Below are 21259 nucleotides of genomic sequence, written 5' to 3' on the forward strand. Positions count from 1 at the left end.
TCAATTTCACTGCATCTTTCGGAATTTCTTCTTGATAAAGATACCATATGCTTCGATTGCATTATCCAATATATTTCCGAACAACACTCCTAAATCCGTTCCTGTAATTCCCAGTATCTCCGGCAATTTTACATCTAACTTTGCTTCAATCTGCTTTGCTTCAATCTCTACATACTTCATATTCAAGATTCCGTTCACAACTGCGTTCGCAGTAAATAATTTCTGCTCTGCCTTTTCTAATTGATTCAAGATACTGCAAACTTCCCGCTTTCCCTCTTCAATTTCTCCTTTTTCAAGATATCCGTATATTCCTGCGATCTGATTTTTCATATCATGCCGAATCTTTCGGATTTCCTGCTGATGCTGCTCGACCTGTTCGTAATGAAGCTTTTGATATTCATATTCTTTTAACTGATTTTTCATCTCCCCTTCTGCGATATGATATTGCTCCTGTTTTCGGAAAAGAATATAAGTGATAATATTGATCACGATGACGATAATTGTCACTATCCAACTAAAAATCAGATCAATCGAATCCCTCATAATCTGCGCCTCATGAAGATAAATAATCAAAACAGCGCTTAATATCGGAATAATCAAAAAGCTTTTCTGTACCTTTCTCTCCGGCGCATTTTTCTTGCGCCTGCTGAAAAAATATAGGACAAGCACGAGGATCAGTCGCAGTTCTGTAAGAAAGCGTTGGAAAAACTGCGTAATATCACTGTCCAATTTCGGCATTTCGGATGCCTCAATATGAAAAAAATATCCTATACTCAATGCAACAATTCCTTCAATCGTAATTATAAATGCAAAAAAAGAACTTCCTACAAATAATTTCCTCTTCCAATTTCCTTCAAAAAATCCAAGTACAACTACGATAAAAATAATTGTCACCACTAAATTAATATCCGAATTGGCAAAATAATCATTGATAAAAGATGCCATTACCGCCACTACAATTAATATTATGAAATCAATTCGCTTTCCTATCCGTCTCCTCGGTTTGAAAAAGCACAAAGCAAACAAATACATTACTAAAAAATCGATTGTACTCCATACATATTCCATCATCTATTCTCTTCCCCCTTTGCTCATCAGAATAAATTTTTGATATGCTTTGTTGAACTCCTACTTATAAGTCCTTGTAATCGGCACTTTCAATCCCGAACGAAGGGTAACTGATTCACGCTCCACTTCCCTTAATTTTTCCAAATTAACAAGATATGAATTATGTACTCTCACAAACATAGATCCTTTTATATCTTCTTCAATCTGACTCAAACTTCCGTAAAACTCATAATCTCTTTTTTCTGTATGTACGATGATTTTTCTTCTGCGGCTTTCGATGCACTCAACCTCATCATAATAAAAAATCATATCTTTCAATTTGTTTGTAAAGCGGATATAATTTCTTTTTTCCCGGATGATCCGCAGAGCGCGCATAATCACATTGTGCGCAGTATCAGAATCGATCGGTTTCACCAGATACTGAAACGCCTGCACGTCGAATGCTTTCTGCATCATCTCACTATGATTTGTCATAAAAATGATCACTGCATTTCTATCCTCTGTTCGGATATGTTCTGCCAGTTCCAGTCCGCTCAGCTTCTTCATCTCAACGTCAAGAATATACAGTGCATATGGCATATTTCCTTTCTCAAGCAATTCTTCGGCAGACACGAAGCATTCACATTTTCCTGCCATCCCTGTTATTTCTAAACACTTCTCTACATTTTTTTCAATCGAATTTTGTATAAATTCTTCATCTTCACATATCGCTATTCTCATTTGACCTTACGCTTTCTTCTCTTCCTTTATTATTTTCTTTCACGTTTTTGTCTCAGACTTCTGAAATCTAAGCACAATCCCTGTCCTGAAATACACCACATCAAATAAGAGTCTCTAATATTTCCAGTGATTTAAAATGCTTTCCGACATATATATCCGTCATCCGGCTCATCACATTTCCAAGTTCTGTCAATACTTTTTCTGTCACATTAAACGTATATAATTTCTCAATCGTACTTGTTTCTATATATTGCATACTATACAAAGTCGAAGGATCCAGACTCATCCCGTCCCGCACGTCTTTCATACATTCGCTGCACACAAGTCCGCCTTTCACCGCGCTGAACACGGCATGTCTTTCTTTATTTCCGCAAGTCATACACTGAAATACCTGCGGCGCCTGTCCGTTGATCGTCAACGCTTTCAATTCAAATATGTAACGGATAAGCATGTTTGGAATATGCGGATTTGTCAGCGCCCGAAGCGTCTGATAAAGAAGTTTTAACATTTCCCGCTCATCATTGAATTCTTTCGTATAGTAATCTGTAAATTCCAGAAAATAAAAACCGTAATATGCTCCGATAATGTCGCCTCTCAGCTCGGCAAAATAATTAGAAATACTTGCCGACTGTATCGTGTAAGACGTCCTCCCCTCATACATCGTAAACGTTCCGAAAGAAAACGGGTTGAGCGCACCGACAAGCGGACTGTTCGGGCGTCTTGCCCCCCGTGCAAACGCCGAGATCTTTCCCTGTTCTTTTGTAAGTATTACAACACGCCGGTCATACTCGCCGACCGGCATCGTAGAGAGTACTATCCCTGTCAGTATAATCTGATTCACGCCGTTCCTTTCTGCCGGAGCTTCCATCTGCTTTCCGGCTGTTTTTATAATTCAAATAATCATCGATCTTTCCTGATGTCATAAATAATTCCCAGTATTCTTCTTTCATCTGTTCCACCTCTTCTTCCGTGATCTTTAAGAATAGTTTCCCCGACAGAAAAGAAGGTCATACTGTATAAAAAATACCATTTTTATTCATGTGAAATTTTTGTTGTAGAAAATTTTTGTTATAGAAAATTTTTCGATGCGATCACCGCTGCGTTGATATTACTCGTCCTCTCTGTATCCGAAATTTTTCATAAGATAATCGCTGTCGCGCCAGTTTTTCTGTACTTTTACCCACAGTTTCAAATTCACTTTACATCCGAGCATTCTCTCGATCTCGTAACGCGCGGTACTGCCGATCTTTTTCAGCATACTTCCCTGTTTTCCGATAATAATTCCTTTATGAGAATCTCTTTCACATATGATCGTCGCGTCGATATGCATTACTCTTCGTTCTGCCTTCATCCGATCGATCGCCACCGCGATTCCGTGAGGAATTTCTTCATTCAGACAGTGAAGCGCTTTTTCCCTGATCAGTTCTGCCACGATCTGACGTTCCGGCTGATCTGTGACAGTATCTTCATCGTAAAACTGCGGTCCGTACGGCAGATATTTTAAAATCACTTTTATAAGCTCATCTGTATTATCTCCCGATCTTGCCGATACAGGCACGATCTCTGCAAAATCATATTCTTTTCTGTATGCATCGATAAATGTCAGTATCTCTTCTTTTTTCACCATATCAATCTTATTAATAACAAGAATAACCGGAGTTTTCACTTTCTTAAGCTGTTCGATAATATGACGGTCTCCTGCCCCGATAAAAGCAGACGGCTCGACAAGCCAAAGCACAACGTCAACTTCGTTCAAAGAACGCTCTGCAATATTTACCATATATTCTCCAAGCTTATTTTTTGCTTTGTGGATACCCGGAGTATCCACAAAAACAATCTGGCCTTCCTCTGTCGTTAAAACCGTCTGGATACGATTTCTCGTCGTCTGCGGTTTATTCGATGTAATCGCGATCTTTTGTCCGATCAAATGATTCATTAATGTTGACTTTCCTACGTTCGGTCTTCCGATCAAAGTTACAAACCCTGATTTAAAATCTTCTCTCATATCAATATCCTTTCCCGCGCTTACTCTTTCTCATCCTATCTTTTTATTCTCACTGCAAGCCTTCTGCGCTTCTCTTTATCTTCCTTATTGTTTTTAATCTTATCTTCTTCGTTTTCCTTGTATTTCCTTTATCCGGTCATCCGACCGCTTCATCATTCTCTTTTTCGCTGTTCTGTCATACTTCTTAGCTTAATGTTCTGATCTCCATAAACATCTCTTTTTGTTCTTCGATCTTTTCCTCGCTTCCGATCACGCAGATCTGATCTGCGTCAAGCACCGCTTTTAATATTTTTGCAAGCGCTCGGATATCTTTTTGATCTGCCGAAAGGATCTGCTCTCTTTCCCGGCGGATCATTTCCTCTGTCACGCGGCTCATATACAGGTTCATAGAACGGCTTCCTTTTGCGGCGGGATTCATCGGGCGGTCGATATTACTGATCGTTCCGATAATAAATTTATTCATATCTCTGTCGTCTACATTAAAATTTTCGAGATAATCTACAACGCCTTCGTAAATCTCCATCGTTTTCTCAAGATTCGGATCGCGGTACGAAATCAGATAACCTTCTCCGATCCGGTTAAAATTACTCATGCATCCATAAGCTCCGCCTTTCACACGGACGTTTTGCCACAAATAATCGTAGCTTAAAATCACTTTCAAGATCTGAAGCGCTCCTGTATATTCTTCTCCGCCGTCAATGAAATTGCCGACTCTTGCAACGTACTGTACTTTTGAAGATGTTTTAAATCCTTCGTTTCTTTTTTTACAATGAATGATGCATCTGTTTTCTTTCGCTTCTGCCTGTACCTCATCTGCGTCGTTTAGCTGTTTTGATACAGCCGCAAATGCATTTTCCATATAGGCAAGTCCTTCTTTTGCCGAAGTATAGCTGACCATCATATTATCTGCGCAAAAGATCTGTTTTGAAATTGCTTTTAACCGACAGATCAATTCTTCTTTATGGTCGTCAAAGTTTTCTTCGATTTCCTTTACTACTTCGTAAAATCCGATTCCGTCTGTATCGTCTTTAAATTTTGCAAGCGGCGATGTATATGACAACGCACGCAAAGCGGCAGTCGTATGTCCCGATGACAAGAACGACATACTAAGGCGTGATTTGAGCATCGCAAGAATCTCTTTTAAGCGTTTCTCATCGTCAAGCTTAGAACAAGTCAGTATTTCCCGCATCATAGAGAAAAGAACGTCCATCTTCGGATACAGTGATTTTCCTTTCATTTCAAATGTCGCTTTGAATTCCTTTTCCTTTACTTTCTGCGCATCTGCATATAATTCAAGCGATGTTCCAATTCCGCCTGTATGGATATTGATCTCATTAAACAACTCTCCATACTCGTAATTTTCTGTATCGATAATGCCGAGGACACTTTGCAAAATGCCGACATACGGAAGATCTTCTTCCTTGACCGCAGAAAGATCGAACATAAGCGTTACATACCCGATTCCGTTTGTCTCAACATTATGATAGATCGTTTTCACTGAGTCGATCTCCATCTCTGTATTATAGACAGGCGCAATTTCCGGGGAAATATCTTCTCTTCTAAGCACCGGAATCTTCGCCAGATCTTCCGGCGCAGATTCTTCTTCCTGATACGCTTCCAGATCTTTTGTATCCTGCACAAGTTTCTCAATCTCTTCTTCGGACAGACTTTCTTTATACGCCTGCAGTTTCTCTGCAAGCTCCCGATCCATTCTCGCAGTCCTTCCCTTCTCCGGTCGGATAATTACTATTGCCCCGTGCGGATTCTCCAAAAGATACTCTCGGATCAACTGCTCAAAATAACCTGTTTCGATCTGACTTTTCAAAAACTCAAATGTCGGAATCGCCTCCATATGAATAAACGGTTTTTCTTCATCATAAAGCCAGCTATCGAACAACTGAAGTCCGTACATCAATCCTCTCGGATAACTTCCGAAGTCCGCCTCTCTGAAACGGAACTCATAATAATTCAGTCCAGCCTGCAATGCTTTTTTATCAATTCCGCCTTCTGCAATATTTCGCAGCGTATTTTCAATCACTTCCACAAACGCTTCCTTCTGCTCCATATTTGCATTTTTAGAAATAACAGAAAAAATCGGCTGATAAACTCCATTATCATATGATCCCATAATATCTTTTCCGATTCCCGCATCAAGAAGCGCTTTTTTCAGCGGCGCTCCCGGAGCAGACAAAAGCGCATAGTCTAAAATCTGAAATGCAAGATAGAGCTTTTCATCTAAGGAAGTTCCAATCACTTTATTATAAGAAAGATAAGTGTTATCCTCTTCGCTTTCATCGCTTGCTATAGAATATTCCTGAACAATCTCCTGCATTTGTGAAAACGGCTTCTGATATTTAATCTCCGAATCAACCTCAATCTCATCAAAATCAGACAAATACTTTTCATCAAGCCAGTTCAGTTTTTCTTCCATATCCATATCGCCATACAGATAAATATAGCTGTTTGACGGATGATAATATTTCCTGTGGAAATCAAGAAACTGTTCATACGTCAGATCAGGAATCACTTCCGGATCGCCGCCGGATTCATTTGCATACGATGTATCCGGAAACAGAGAATTCAAAATCACACGGTCAAGCACCCCTTCAGGTGAAGAAAACGCACCTTTCATCTCATTGTATACAACTCCCGACAGCTGCAGTTCCTCATCCGGTGCATCCAGTTTATAGCTCCATCCTTCCTGACGAAACGTTTTATCCTGCTCGTAAATATTCGGATAAAATACCGCGTCCATGTAGACATGCATAAGATTCTGAAAGTCTTTATCATTGCAGCTTGCTACAGGATAAACTGTCTTGTCAGGATAAGTCATCGCATTTAAAAATGTATTAAGCGATCCTTTTACAAGCTCTACAAAAGGATCTTTTACCGGAAACTCTCTTGATCCGCACAATACAGAATGCTCCATAATATGAGGTACTCCTGTACTGTCTGACGGCGGTGTACGAAAACCGATGGCAAACACTTTATTTTCATCATCATTTTCCATAAGAAGAACTCTTGCTCCGCTCTTCTTATGACGCAGAAGCGTTCCTTTTGAACTCAGATCAGATAAATCTCTGCTTTGTACAATTTCATAAGACTTTAAATCACATATACTCATTTTTTTCTCTCCTTCATATCTCTTTTTCTTTTATGCAGGCGGACATCTGTATGAGATGAGCGCCCGGTTATAAGTGAAACAGTAGCGTTAGCCACAATAAACAAAACCTTTGCTAAAATGCATTTCTCCATCCTCTGTTATAAACATCGCTTCTGTATCCGGTGTCTGTTCGATCAGTTCTAATCCTTTTTCTAATCCTAGCGCAAAACATGCCGTACTTAATCCGTCACCGTCCGCCGACTCTTCAGATAAAACAGTTACGGACACGAGTCCGTTTTCATACGGATATCCGGTTGCCGGATCTAATATATGGTGATACAGTTTCCCGTCTTTTTCAAAATATCTTTCATATATGCCTGAGGAAACAACAGACGTACCTGCAATTTCTACGGCTGACACTGTTTCGCTCCGATCGGCAAACGGCTTCTGGATTCCGATTTTAAACGGCTTCCCATCCGGTTTTTCTCCGACACATAACACATTTCCTCCAAGATCGATAACTGCGCTTTTCACACCTTCCGATACAAGATATTCTTTCACTTTATCTGCAATATATCCTTTTGCGACAGCTCCAAGCTCAATTCCCATTCCCTCTTTTTTAAAACGTAGTTTATTTCCTTTAAGCTCCACATCTTCATAGCCTACACATGCCTGCTTTTCCGCGATTGTCTCTGCATCCGGCACGATCTTTTCCCCTGAAGTAAAATCCCATAAAGAAGAAACAGGTTCGATCGTAATATCAAACGCTCCACCGGAAAGTTCACTATAATACAACCCCTTTTCGATCAACGCCGCGCACTCTTCGGATAAAAGATAATATCCGTCTTCCATCGGAAGCGTTCCGTGATTCAACGCATAAATCTCACTTTCAGGAAGCGTACGGCTGAATATCTTTTCATATTTGTCACAAAGCTTTAACGCTTTATCTATAATCTCTTCCGCATCCTTTTCTTCTCTATGTATTCCCTTTTCATTTCTTTTATCTTTGTCATCCGGCTTTTTCTCTTTTTCTTCTAAATCATAAATTGTAACAGTCACAACAGTATTCAATTTAAAATCACTTTTGCTGACGGGTTCGGCAGATTCTTTGTTCCTCACAAAAAATACGATTACAAAAAACAATACGCAAATAAAAACGACTCCGAATAGAATTCCTCTCTTTTTCTTCAATTATTTATCCTCCCGCCCGTTTTTATTTTCCATTTGTTGTTTTTCCTGCTTTTCCTGCAGTTCTTCCAGTTCTTCCATATCAAGCTCGATTTCAGGAAGAAGCTCAAAATAAAAATCCGTATATTTTTCACTTAAGGCGGCAATGCATCTCGTCTGCAGCATCTTAAACTTCCTTACGGAAAGCTCATCCTTGTTCAATTTAATATACGCGCTGATCCATAATTTTCTTCCCGTTCTGACAATGTCATAATAAATATCCACACAATTACTTTCCTGTATGATCGGTTCCACCGTCTGCTTGATCTCTGATACTGTTTCCTCCTCGGGAGAGATCAACAACAGATCCCTGATTCCGGTAAACACCGTTTTAACCGGGATCGGAAGCATGATCATAGACAGCACGATCGTGATAAACGGGTCCAAATACGGAGTTAATTGACCTACTCCTTTAAACGGAAGGAAAACCGGAAGGAAAAATACGGCTGTCATTCCGAGGGAAAGCATACTATCCATCTTCCACCCCTGCATCTCTACTGTAATAAGAGGGGAATTCATCGCTTTGTTTTTCCTCTTCAGATAAAATGTCACTATTATGCCAAGAACACAAGCAAACAGCTCAAACCACGCTACAACTCCAAAATCAACTGTCCGCCCGCCGTGAAATAATATATTGATACTGTTCGTGATCAAACCGACTGTAACAGTGATCATTGTTATTCCTTTTACAACGATAAACACAGTCTCCATCTGCATATGCCCAAACGGATATTTCTCGTTACTCGGCTTATATAAAAGCGGTATTAAAAAGATAGACGGAAGAAGCATAACGAATTCGATTCCGTCATATACACCATCCAGCAAAACAGCCTGTGAACCTGTCACTATCGCCATTACAAGCTCCACTACGACAAACATCAAGTTCGCATACAGCGAAACAGACATTGCCTTTTTCTCTCTTTTTGAACTTTTTTTACCGATTCTCACAAAATCACCTTTATCTTTTTCTTTAGTCTATATCCATACTATATTACATCATATTCTCTCTTCTGTATATCCGGGATTTTATATTTCTTAGCGGAAAGCAAAAAAGACCATGCAGACGCTTCTCCATGATCCTTTTCCCAAATCCTATTCCTGATCTTTTTCTGACCCTGCTGCCTTGTAAAAATTGATTTACTCTACAACCACTGCCGTTCCGCTCACTGTCACCATCAGCATATTTCCGTCAGCCCCGAGAACTTCATAATCAACGTCAACTCCCACAACAGCATTCGCTCCTGCCGATGCCGCCCGCTGAGCCATCTCGTTAAGCGCATTCTGTCTTGCCGTCACAAGTTCTTCCTCGTATCCGCCTGATCTTCCGCCAAAAAAATTCGTGAAAGACGCCGCCAGATCTCTGACAAAATCCACACCTGAGACAACCTCGCCAAAAACAATTCCTCTGTAATCTACAATTCTTCTTCCCTCAATAGAAGGTGTTGTCGTAATAATCATACTTTTCCCCTTTCTTTTTTGTTTTTTCAATTAATAAGCAAATTATTACATATTTTCCATATGAAATCCATATGAATTTTTTCAACTTATTAAAGCGGATTTTTTCATTCTCTATCGGCTCTTCTGAATTCATGATTATATAGAAACCGTAAGCTGTTCAACATCTGCGCCGTTTTTCCATTTTCTATAGCAGATTTCTGTACACTTCCTGTATTCTTCAAAGAGATTCATTGCTGTTTGTTCATCCCCATATACTTTCCAACATCCCGAGCACTTGCTGCTAGCCGCCTTATTTTCTATAAATCCTTTGACATCTTCCGCCGGATATCCTAAAAATAAACCAATCTCATGTGGAAATTCTGAATCCTTCCGCAGTTTTTCAACCAATCTGCAGACACAACGATTTTGGTTTGTGCAGTCATACCCTTTATGTGCTAAAATCGTCTGCACTTTCTCATCAAAAAAATCCTGCTTTAATTTTTCCGGACGATAAACATAAATCAAAGCTCTCCTGCCTGATATGCGTACCGGAAGAATTCGGATTCCTTTTTTTGACAACTTCTGATTAAAATTACTTATTTCTCCGGACATCTTTTTTTTAGAATCACATGGACACGAAAAAAGACTTCCTGTTTTAAGCCCCGATAAAGTGGGCGAGCAATAACTTACAAGCATTTCTTCTGACATAGTCTCTTTGATTTCTCCTTAAACATTTTCCAAAAAGCAAATCGTTTCCTCAAAATAATAATCTTCTTCGCCTTTTAGTTAGTTTTAACTAACTAAACTTTACTCTATTTATGCAATTTTGTCAATCATAATTCTTGATTTCGATTGGCAGCCATAATGGCTTAATTTCGATCACCAATGTATCTGGCTAACCTGAGATTTGGTTCATAGCTGTCACAATAAAACGGCATAGCAAATTGCTACACCGTTTTAATGTGATCATATCAGATCTTATTCTTCACCGTCTTCCTCTTTTCTTTTTTTCTTTATTCCAAGAAGAAGCATCAATCCCGCAGCCAATGCAGCTAAACCTGTATATCCTGTTCCATTGCCAAAATCCCCTGTTTTTGGTGCATTGGAAATCGGCTTTTTATAAGAATTATTAACCACATTGTTCACTACTTTATTTTGAGAAATTTCAGGATCTTGCTTTTGATCCGGTTTGACCGGCTTCGGATCAACCTGCGGAACTGAGTTTGGATCTTTTGGATCAGTACCTTTTTCTTCCTCTTCTATATCCGTAAATCCATCTCCGTCATCGTCTGTATCCGTGATATCCGGCTCTCCGTCTCCGTCCGTATCTCTTTGAACTGTGATCACGAAAGTCTCTCTGCCAGTTGCTCCGTCTTTCTCCGCCTTTACTGTCACTGTAATTGCTCTGCTTTCTTCCGATCCGTTCCATGTCACTTTCGGCGTTCCCTGAATCGTTCCGTTCTCAAACATCACTCCTTCCGGCAGACCCTCCACTGTTACATTCGATCCTTCCGTCACCTCCGGAGTTACCGGCGTAATCGCATTTCCTTCTACAACAGTCTGATCTTCTATTTCTCCTATAGTCGGCGCAACAATCGGATCAACCTGCGGAACTGAGTCTGGATCTTTTGGATCAGTACCTTTTTCTTCCTCTTCTATATCCGTAAATCCATCTCCATCATCGTCTGTATCCGTGATATCCGGCTCTCCGTCTCCGTCCGTATCTCTTTGAACTGTGATCACGAAAGTCTCTCTGGCAGTCGCTCCGTCTTTCTCCGCCTTTACTGTCACTGTAATTGCTCTGCTTTCTTCCGATCCGTTCCATGTCACTTTCGGCGTTCCCTGAATCGTTCCGTTCTCAAACATCACTCCTTCCGGCAGACCCTCCACTGTTACATTCGATCCTTCCGTCACCTCCGGAGTTACCGGCGTAATCGCATTTCCTTCTACAACAGTCTGATCTTCTATTTCTCCTATAGTCGGCGCAACAATCGGATCAACCTGCGGAACTGAGTCTGGATCTTTTGGATCAGTACCTTTTTCTTCCTCTTCTATATCCGTAAATCCATCTCCATCATCGTCTGTATCCGTGATATCCGGCTCTCCGTCTCCGTCCGTATCTCTTTGAACTACTACCGATATTGTTACAGGTTTTTTACTACCACTTTCCGCTGTTGCTATTGCATGAAGAACTACTGTCTGTTCTTCATAAGTGTCGGAATTCTTGTCACCCCAATTAAGTTTTGGCGTTCCTGTCAAATTTCCATTTTCATCAATGGAAAGACCTGAATTTAATCCTTCATCATGTACACCTTCTACAGTAAATGTCAGATTTGCTGTAATTACATTTGTATTTTCAGCTACTCTCTGTCCATCAATTTGTTTTGGCGGATTTTTAGTGACAACTAAAAAGTTATCCGTCACCACTACCTGCACTGTCGTATCTTCGCTTGTTCCGTCCGGATATTCTACCGTCACTTCTATCTCGAATGTTCCTTCTGTCATTCCATCCGGCAGGCTTTCCGGATTCTTCACCGTGACTTCCGTATTCTCCGGTACGCTTTCTTCTTTCAGTGCACCTTTGATCTCTTCTTCCGTTGTTGCCTCGCCGTAGTTTTTCTCGATCTGATCGAATTCCGGCGTATACTTCTCTGCATCCGTGCGGTTATCCGTCACCACTACCTGCACTGTCGTATCTTCGCTTGTTCCGTCCGGGTACTCTACCGTCACTTCTATCTCGAATGTTCCTTCTGTCATTCCATCCGGCAGGCTTTCCGGATTCTTCACTGTGACTTCCGTGTTCTCCGGTACGCTTTCTTCTTTCAGTGCACCTTTGATTTCTTCTTCCGTTGTAGCTTCCCCATGATTCTTCTCAATCTGATTGAATTCCGGCGTATACTTCTCTGCATCCGTGCGGTTATCCGTTACCACTACCTGCACTGTCGTATCTTCGCTTGTTCCGTCCGGGTACTCTACCGTCACTTCTATTTCGAATGTTCCCTCTGTCATTCCGTCCGGAAGGTTTTCCGGATTCTTCACTGTGACTTCCGTGTTCTCCGGTACGCTTTCTTCTTTCAGTGCACCTTTGATCTCTTCTTCCGTTGTAGCTTCCCCATGATTCTTCTCAATCTGATTGAATTCCGGCGTATACTTCTCTGCATCTGTGCGGTTGTCCGTTACCACTACCTGCACTGTCGTATCTTCGCTTGTTCCGTCCGGATATTCTACCGTCACTTCTATCTCGAATGTTCCTTCTGTCATTCCATCCGGCAGGCTTTCCGGATTCTTCACTGTGACTTCCGTATTCTCCGGTACGCTTTCTTCCTTCAGCGCACCTTTGATCTCTTCTTCCGTTGTTGCCTCGCCGTAGTTTTTCTCGATCTGATCGAATTCCGGCGTATACTTCTCTGCATCCGTGCGGTTATCCGTCACCACTACCTGCACTGTCGTATCTTCGCTTGTTCCGTCCGGGTACTCTACCGTCACTTCTATTTCGAATGTTCCCTCTGTCATTCCGTCCGGAAGGTTTTCCGGATTCTTCACTGTGACTTCCATGTTCTCCGGTACGCTTTCTTCCTTCAGCGCACCTTTGATCTCCTCTTCCGTTGTTGCTTCGCCGTAGTTTTTATTAATCTGATCGAATTCCGGAATATACTTCTCATTATCTTTTTGTTCTTTTACTGTAACTGTTACTTGTACTTTATCTTCACTTCCATCCGGATAAGTAACTGTTACATCTACAGGATAATCCCCTGCTGTATTCCCATCCGGAATCTGAGTTGCATTATCAAGTGCTATTTCCAGTTCATCCACTGTATCTTCCGGATATCCCGGCACTGTTACCGCGCCTATAATTTCCTCTTCTGTCGTTGATGTTCCATACTCTTTAATAATCGACGTTGTCTGCGGAGTATATTTATCTGCATCCGCTAAAAACACTTCAATAGGAACAGTTACTTCAAAAGCTTCTTCTCTGTCAGGAACAGTTACTGACACTATCCCAGTCGTATTTCCTGCCTGACTTGTATTCGGAGCAGTTTTCCACCGATATGTTGTTCCTCCCGGCATTTTATTTGAATTTTCTACTCCTTTTTTCGCTAATACCGTATCTTCTGTTAAATCCTTTCCTTTGACAACTCTGAGAGGATCTTTGACTGCTTTTGGCGCTTCTTTTACCTTTGTTTCTGCTTCTTCCGCTTTCTCATACCTTTCATCTGAAGGAATGATCTTAACGGTAAGTTTATCTCCTGCTTTACCTAATACACTTGAATCAGTAACCGTAAATTCAAGTTCTCTATCTATTGTTTTTGGTATGCCGTTTTCCTCTGCATCTACATTATTAATTGTAGCAACGACAACTCCGTTTTTATTGATCAGCTGAGCTTTATTTCCCTTTCCGGCATTTTCATTTAAATGCACAACAGCTTTTACTTTATTATCACCTTCATAAGGAGCTGTAATTTTCGGAACGCCGATATAAGGACTTTGCTCATTATTTGCTTCCTCCTCATCAAGCTTTCCATCACCGTCAATATCCTGAATTCTATAGTAGCCTGTACCGTATGTATTCGTTATCAGAGCATCTTTTGTTTTATCTGTAATCCATGCGCTGAATATAAAATCTTTACCAAACGCTTCTCCTTCTTCTACTCCGGCTTCTCTTCTTAATTCCTCCAAAATTTCATTGATTGGCTTATTAAGCTTATAGACATATCTTATCGTGATCGGTTCGGGTCGTCCTCCATGAACATCTACTATTTGCGTAAACTGATTCTCTGTAATATCACCATAACCATATTTTTTATGACCTGCTGTTCTTACGATCGACAAATCTCGAACTTTGCGATTTGCTTTGTTTTTTAGAGAATAATCCGGATTCACATAATCAGCTGCATCCATGTAATAAAGCTCGATACCTCCAATATATTTTACCAATCTCGGATCGACTCCATACTCAAGAGTCCACGGTTTGTTCTTTGCGCTTATATAAGCAAAGTTAGTATTCTTCGATATCTTATGATCTACGACGATAGCTCCGTTTTGATTAATCGCTCCGCCAGGATTTTTAAACTTATCACTTCTTACATATCTGCCTTCAACAGCCGCATGCTTAAACCATTTTTCATTGCCGCTAGATTCTATCGTTTCGATCTGGATATCCAGACCGTTAATTTTGAAAAATCCTGTAGAAGCAATGCCCGGAACAATAGCTCCTTTATCTTGAACGCTTGTCAAATAAATTCTGTAAAAGAGCCGTTCGTTTGTCAGATTTTCATCTCCGATTTCTTCAAGAATTTTATTCAGCGGTTTATCAAGATAAATAATTCCATTATGCGCAGTCTGAGTATCTGTCGTCTCTCCTCCTGCAAACACTCCGTTTTCAGATCTGATATAATTTACTTCCCATATATTTGTCATTCGCCCTATCGTATCGCTTTTTCTCGTAAGCGCTCTTCTGATCGGTCTTGGATTTGCTTCTGTCAGCCTTTTTGGTTCAACTTCGATTCCTATTACATACATCATTAAATTAGACGCTATATCTCAATCTATAATAGATACCGTATCACGTGATGTTATAGGTTATGGAATATCAAGTGAAGAATTAAAAGAATTACATACAGCACAGTTGGATGAACTTAAAAAGAATTTCTTTAAAACTCCTATTCAAAAAAGTTCTCCAAACGCAAATGATTCTGATGACTATTTAGATAAAAAAATTTATGGATATTCAAGCAAAAAAAATTATATGTCCGTAGCATTTCCTCCTAAAATAATTGATGAATCAATATATGAAAAAGAACCTATTTTTTGGAGTGGCAATGCTCTTCCTTCCATTATCACCCAAAAGAATCTTTCATATATAGTAAGATTTAAAGCTTGTTTCAACCTAAAAAAAGGAAAAGAACCTTTTGTCATGAATAAAACAAGTTTTCTTTACCCTTTTAACAAAGCTTTAACTACATCTGACATTTACGATTCTAAGTCTAAGAAATATTACTCACAATATTTAGACAAGAATGGTAACATAGTAAAATCAAAACCAACCCTAATATTAACCAGTGATGATTTCAAATTATTTCAAGAGTTATATATTGTAAAGGATTTAGAAATCCTAGATGGATGTTACTTTTTATAACTATAATGCAAAATAGCCTTATTTTTTATCAATTATATCAAATAGACGCAGGAAGTATTTCCACTACCTGCGTCCATTTTGACTTGAAATATTTACTCCATTTTCTTTCAATCTTTACTCCAAATTTACTCCATTTTAAAAATCTGTTACGATATTTTGCGGTATTCTATGATACCTTTTCTTTGAAGAAAAATGTCTGTAAACCTTGGTTTTAAGCGAACTTTTCAATATTTCCAAGCACTTTATTCTGTTGTGAGAATTTCTTCTCAATTATTTCTGAACGATATTGATTATTTTTTTCGGTACATAAATTTCTTTGACGATCGTACCTGTCAGTTTATCGGCTACCGCTTCTTTTCCGGCGGCGATTGCCTCATCTTTTGATGCATCGGCAGAAATACTGATAACAGCTCTTGTCTTTCCGTTAATCTGTACCGGCACTTCAATCTCGTCATCTTTCATTGTACTTTCGTCATATGACGGCCATCCTGCTTTAAAAATTGTTTCTCCATGGCCAAGCTGCTCCCACATTTCTTCGGCAAAATGCGGTGCAAACGGAGAAAGAAGAACCGCGATTGTTTCTAATGTTTCTTTATCAATTCCGCCTTCCTTTTTCGCCATTTCAATAAACTTGTTGTTATACTCCATAAATCCCGAAATTACAGTATTCAAACTGAAACTTTCCAGACGATTTGTAATATCATAAACCATTTTATGGCGAAGTTTTATCATCTCTTTTGTCGGCTGAACGTCTGCTTCTTTACTGTCCATAAGCAGATTCCAAAGACGTTTCAGGAAACGGTTTACTCCGTCGATTCCTCTGTCGTCCCATTCCGCATCCAACTCCGGCGGTCCTACAAAAAGCTCGTACATTCTTAACGAGTCGCATCCATAATCATTCACAAGAGCATCCGGCGAAACGACATTTCCTTTTGATTTACTCATCTTAATTCCGTTCTTTCCGGTGATCATTCCCTGATTGAACAATTTGTGGAACGGTTCGTCAAAATCTACTACTCCGATATCATACAAAAATTTTGTATAAAACCGAGAATACAGAAGGTGAAGCACGGCATGTTCTACGCCTCCGATATACATATCTACCGGCAGCATCTCGTCTGCTTTTTCTCTGGACACTAATTCTTTATCGTTTTTACTGTCTACATAACGCAAGAAATACCATGAAGATCCTGCCCATTGAGGCATCGTATTTGTCTCACGCTTTGCAGGTTTTCCACATACCGGACATGTACAATTTACCCATTCTTCAATTCCTGCAAGCGGTGATTCTCCTGTTCCTGTCGGTTCATAAGATTCTACGTCAGGAAGCGTAAGCGGCAGTTCTTCTTCCGGTACCGGAACATTACCGCAGTCAGGACAGTGAATGATCGGAATCGGTTCTCCCCAGTAACGCTGACGTGAAAATACCCAGTCACGCAGTTTAAAGTTGACTGTTGCTTTTCCGAATCCGCGCTCTTCTATAATGTGCGGAGCTTCTTTTTTAAGCACTGACGATTCCATTCCATTCCACTCGCCCGAGTTGATCATCGTTCCCGAAGCTTCTGTATAAGCTTCTGTCATATTTTCGATTTCTTTTCCGTCTTTTGCAATTACCTGAATAATAGGAATATTGAATTTTTTTGCAAACTCAAAGTCACGATCATCATGAGCAGGAACACACATAATCGCTCCTGTACCGTAATCAGCCAATACATAATCAGACAGCCAGATCGGTGTCTTCACTCCGCTAAGCGGATTGATTGCATAGCTTCCCGTAAATACGCCTGTCTTCTCTTTGTCCTGAAGACGATCTACGTTTGATTTCATTGACGCATCGTAAATATATTTTTCCACTGCTTCTCTTGTCTCATCTGTCGCAAGAGATGCCGCCATCTCATGTTCAGGAGCAAGCACCATAAATGTCGCGCCGTAAAGCGTATCAGGTCTTGTCGTATAAACAGTGATCTTCTCATCTCTTCCGTCAACAGGGAACTCCACTTCTGCTCCGTAGGATTTTCCGATCCAGTCAGCCTGCATCTTCTTTACTTTTTCCGGCCAGTCCAGCTTATCGAGATCATTTAACAGCCGATCTGCATATGCTGTGATCTTCAACATCCACTGACGAAGATTTTTCTTCGTGACTTCCGCTCCGCAGCGCTCGCATTTGCCATTTACAACTTCTTCATTTGCCAAACCGGTCTTACAGGACGGACACCAGTTGATCGGAAATTCTTTTTCATATGCAAGTCCTTCTTTAAACATCTTCACAAAAATCCACTGCGTCCATTTATAAAAATTCGGATCTGTCGTGTTAACTTCCATATCCCAATCATAGAGCGCTGCGATCTCATTGATCTGACGTTTAATATTCGCCACATTTTCCGCCGTTGATTTCGCCGGATGTACTCCCATCTTGATCGCATAGTTTTCAGCAGGCAGACCGAATGCATCCCATCCCATCGGATGTACAATATAATATCCCTGCTGAAGTTTATAACGGCTCCATACGTCAGAAATTACATACCCTCTCCAATGTCCGACATGAAGACCGTTTCCTGACGGATACGGAAACATGTCAAGACAGTAATACTTCTGTTTTTTATTTCCGTTATCATCCACTCTTGGATTTACCGAATTTTCCGCCCATTTTTCACGCCACTTTTTTTCAATCGCTTTGTGATTATACATTATCTTTGTACCCATATGTTTCTCTCCTTCATTCATCGTTATATTACGCATAAAAGAAAGCCTCCCGTTCCTGAAAACTCAAGAGACGAAAAGGCTTATTTCCGTGGTACCACTCTTGTTCATCCGACCGGACCGGGAAAACTTTTTTGTTCCTGTATCCTCATCCGACCAAATGCACTCATTCATTCTATAACGGGAATTCCCGCTTTCGTCTACTTGAAGTTCAACGAAAGAACTCCGAGGTGAGTTCACAGTTTACGTTTCTGCCTCGCACCGACCGGCAGTTCTCTGAATACGATACACTCCTACTATTCCTCTTCCATGTTTTTGCAATATCCTTATTCATTATAAATATGTCATTAAAATAAGTCAAGGTATTTTCACCGGAACTATGCCGATTCCGCTATCACTTTCGATTTTTCAAAGTTACGTCAACTCTGCGATTCTGGATACGCCGACATAAATTTCGGATATTTTATACCATGTACTGTAGTCGACTTTCCCCGTTTGCGGCAGTTGAAACACTTCCTGAAATTTTCTGACCGATTCCGCCGTTTTTGAACCGTAAATACCGTCTGCCGTAATTTTAGGTATCGCAGGATACGCTCCCGCAATTACATTCAACTGCTCCTGTATCTGCCTCACCTTTTCTCCGCTTGACCCGATCTCCAATACATATCCCGGCCACGAAGATGGAATACCTGATATTTCCGGCGCAATATTAATATACATGTCATCTCCGTAAAAATAACGAAGAATCTCGATCGGTGTCAAACCTTTATCTCCAAGTTCCTTCGACCCCCATTGTGTCATCCAATTCGGACAGCTCACCATTTTCCCGTCACAATACTGTGTCAATATCGGCTGCCGCACGTTCGGTCTTGAAAGATAATTTGCAAACAATTCATCTACGATCACGGAAATGCTTTCATATACATTTCTTTCCGGTATCCACTTATGATCGAATGCTGTAGATGAAGTGATCGTAAAATCATACCCTTTGTTTCTATACCATTCGGTATAAACGCGATTGAGCGTAAAAGACATAATCGCAAGAACGTTTGCCCGAATCGTATTTGCGGGCCAGGTGGCATAAATTTCGCTGGACGCCACATTTTTGATATAATCTTTATACTTCACATAATAGTTTTTTGCAGTCGAATCTCTCGGAGAACCGTCATGAACAACAATGTATTCAGGAACAACAACACGGCTTAAAACGATCTCTCCGCTTTCATTTACAGGCTTGATCTCATCTTCCGCTATTTTAGGAGGATATTCTGCATATAAAGTATGAGCAGGGATGACGAAAATTTCTTCCTCTTCCCTGCCCGTATCTGTCGGTCTCATCCTGATATTTTGAATTGCTTTTGTATTTGCCAGAATTTCTGTTCCCGCAATGCTCACAGGCTCAAACCCCGGAGCGCTTACATTCAATGTATATTCCGAATAAGGCTGCCGTTCGTTTTCAGGGTCCAGACTCCACTCTTCCGGCGGCGCATCCAGCTCAATCATATCCGTCTGCCCCGAGGAATCAGTCACCAACTGTTCTAATGTATTTTCCGGAACACCGGTATACGAAATCGAAATGCGAGCTTCCGAAATCGGATATGAATTCACCGATGAAGTTACATTCACCTGTAATGATCCTTTATCTGCCGCCTCCTGCTGCATTTTCACATTCTGCATCCCGACTCCTTGCATTGCAGCTTTATACCTCTTATTGTTTTCTGTTTCCCGCATACGTTCTCCTTCATCAGATTTATTCTCTCTAAATATATATGCGGAAGCTTTCGTTTAGAACAACTTTCGTATTCGGAGTCTCTGCAAGAGCATATGATAATCAAAACAACTTCATGATATCGTTATACATCACAACGGCCATCAGTACCATAAGCAATGCGAATCCCGCAAAATGTACCATTCCTTCTTTTTCCGGCGGAACACGTTTTTTACGGATCGCTTCTATTATAAGAAAAACAAGTCGTCCTCCGTCCAATGCAGGGAGCGGAAGCAGATTTAAAATTCCGAGATTTGTTGTCAGCAGAACACCGAAGTTCATCATACTGAGCATCACAACGCCGAACCCTGCCGGAGCTGCTTCCTGATACATGTCGTCTACGGCATTTACAATTCCTACCGGACCTGAAAGATCTTTAAGTCCTGCCTGACCTGTCACAAGCATGCGCAAACTGTCTACTGTATAATTCATCCAGTACTTTACTTTGTAAATACTGTATTCAACAGATTTGAAAATCCCCGGTTTTACTATATCTCCGCTTGTCACCCCAAGCAGCGGTGCGGCATCGCCTTCCAACTGTCGAGGCTCCAGTTTTGCCGTATATTTCTTGCCGTCACGTTCATACTCTACTTTGAAAGGCGCTTCATCGGCATGTGTCATTGTATACAGACTGACATCATCCCATATATGCACGTTCCGCCCGTTGATCTCTGTGATAACGTCTCCGGCTTGAAGTCCCTCTTCCTGCGCGGAATAGCCGTCCAGCACTCCTGTTATTTCCGGACTTCTGTAACCGGTTATCATAATCAATATAAAACAGAAAACACACGCAAGAATGAGATTGAAGATCGGTCCCGCCGCAACAACTGACATTCTCGCCCACACGGATTTACTGTTGAAACTTCCTTCCGACAGATCGTCGGCATCATCTTCGCCCATCATACACGCGCCGCCGAAAGGAAGCAGTTTCAGAGAAAATTTTGTCTCTCCGATCTGTTTTCCTAATAACGTAGGTCCAAGTCCTAAAGAAAATTCATCTACCCGAATTCCGTTTTTCTTTGCAAGAAGAAAATGTCCCAATTCATGAAAGATGATAATAAAACTAAATAATAAAACTGCAATAATGATTCCCAT

General features: G+C 40.6%; 15 protein-coding genes and 1 other annotated feature. Of the genes, 1 reads left to right on the plus strand and 14 read right to left on the minus strand.

The genetic code is table 11. The features are described 5' to 3' along the window. Nucleotides 1–6: 6 nt before the first annotated feature. The 11 genes from ACH9UM_RS09985 to ACH9UM_RS10035 all read right to left on the minus strand — a co-directional run bounded on the left by ACH9UM_RS09985 (nt 7) and on the right by ACH9UM_RS10035 (nt 15083). Nucleotides 7–1071 carry an ATP-binding protein gene (locus ACH9UM_RS09985; protein ID WP_400091243.1) on the minus strand — a complete coding sequence of 355 codons (1065 nt, stop codon included), beginning with the start codon at nt 1069–1071 and terminating at the stop codon, nt 7–9. A 57-nt stretch (nt 1072–1128) separates the two neighbouring features. Next, nucleotides 1129–1788: a LytTR family DNA-binding domain-containing protein gene (locus ACH9UM_RS09990; protein WP_004847076.1), complete on the minus strand. Its 660-nt coding sequence runs from the start codon at nt 1786–1788 to the stop codon at nt 1129–1131. Between the two features lie 100 nt (nt 1789–1888). Next, nucleotides 1889–2629, minus strand: coding sequence for a DNA repair protein RecO (gene recO, locus ACH9UM_RS09995; RefSeq protein ID WP_238095080.1), 741 nt, complete (start codon nt 2627–2629; stop codon nt 1889–1891). Further along, the gene (locus tag ACH9UM_RS10000; protein ID WP_238095081.1) at nt 2571–2738 is read right to left on the minus strand and encodes a hypothetical protein; all 168 of its coding nucleotides are present in this window, start codon (nt 2736–2738) and stop codon (nt 2571–2573) included. The genes recO and ACH9UM_RS10000 overlap by 59 nt, the downstream gene beginning before the upstream one ends. A 158-nt stretch (nt 2739–2896) precedes the next feature. After that, nucleotides 2897–3793, minus strand: a complete 897-nt coding sequence (era, locus tag ACH9UM_RS10005) for a GTPase Era (protein ID WP_004847048.1) — start codon at nt 3791–3793, stop codon at nt 2897–2899. A 184-nt stretch (nt 3794–3977) separates the two neighbouring features. Further along, on the minus strand, nt 3978–6917 hold the full coding sequence (locus ACH9UM_RS10010) for an insulinase family protein (protein WP_302358052.1): 2940 nt from the start codon (nt 6915–6917) through the stop codon (nt 3978–3980). Between the two features lie 87 nt (nt 6918–7004). After that, entirely contained in the window at nt 7005–8087 is a 1083-nt protein-coding gene (locus ACH9UM_RS10015) for an FAD:protein FMN transferase (RefSeq protein ID WP_009243416.1), read from the minus strand. Continuing rightward, the gene (locus ACH9UM_RS10020) at nt 8088–9071 is read right to left on the minus strand and encodes a cation diffusion facilitator family transporter (RefSeq protein WP_009243417.1); all 984 of its coding nucleotides are present in this window, start codon (nt 9069–9071) and stop codon (nt 8088–8090) included. A gap of 189 nt (nt 9072–9260) precedes the next feature. Beyond that, nucleotides 9261–9581: a putative heavy metal-binding protein gene (locus ACH9UM_RS10025; RefSeq protein WP_004847043.1), complete on the minus strand. Its 321-nt coding sequence runs from the start codon at nt 9579–9581 to the stop codon at nt 9261–9263. 135 nt (nt 9582–9716) lie between these two features. After that, the gene (locus tag ACH9UM_RS10030) at nt 9717–10268 is read right to left on the minus strand and encodes a DUF3793 family protein (protein WP_009243418.1); all 552 of its coding nucleotides are present in this window, start codon (nt 10266–10268) and stop codon (nt 9717–9719) included. Between the two features lie 270 nt (nt 10269–10538). Next, nucleotides 10539–15083, minus strand: a complete 4545-nt coding sequence (locus ACH9UM_RS10035; protein WP_400091248.1) for a Rib/alpha-like domain-containing protein — start codon at nt 15081–15083, stop codon at nt 10539–10541. 103 nt (nt 15084–15186) lie between these two features. On the opposite strand from ACH9UM_RS10035, the gene ACH9UM_RS10040 reads away from it, so the two are divergent. Further along, entirely contained in the window at nt 15187–15696 is a 510-nt protein-coding gene (locus ACH9UM_RS10040) for a hypothetical protein (protein ID WP_400091250.1), read from the plus strand. A 270-nt stretch (nt 15697–15966) separates the two neighbouring features. Here ACH9UM_RS10040 and leuS read toward each other — a convergent pair whose 3' ends face one another. From leuS to rseP, 3 genes are all read right to left on the minus strand, one after another. Continuing rightward, a complete protein-coding gene (gene leuS, locus ACH9UM_RS10045; RefSeq protein WP_400092445.1) occupies nt 15967–18399 on the minus strand; it encodes a leucine--tRNA ligase in 2433 nt (810 codons plus the stop codon). A 63-nt stretch (nt 18400–18462) separates the two neighbouring features. Further along, nucleotides 18463–18715: a binding site (T-box leader), on the minus strand. Nucleotides 18716–18810: 95 nt separating this feature from the next. Then, on the minus strand, nt 18811–20127 hold the full coding sequence (locus ACH9UM_RS10050) for a peptidoglycan-binding protein (protein WP_009320974.1): 1317 nt from the start codon (nt 20125–20127) through the stop codon (nt 18811–18813). Nucleotides 20128–20227: 100 nt separating this feature from the next. Next, nucleotides 20228–21259 (minus strand): RIP metalloprotease RseP, encoded by a 1032-nt coding sequence (rseP, locus tag ACH9UM_RS10055; protein WP_009243436.1) that lies wholly within the window; start codon nt 21257–21259, stop codon nt 20228–20230.

The sequence above is a fragment of the Mediterraneibacter torques genome, from assembly GCF_044591705.1.
Lineage (GTDB): Bacteria > Bacillota > Clostridia > Lachnospirales > Lachnospiraceae > Mediterraneibacter > Mediterraneibacter torques.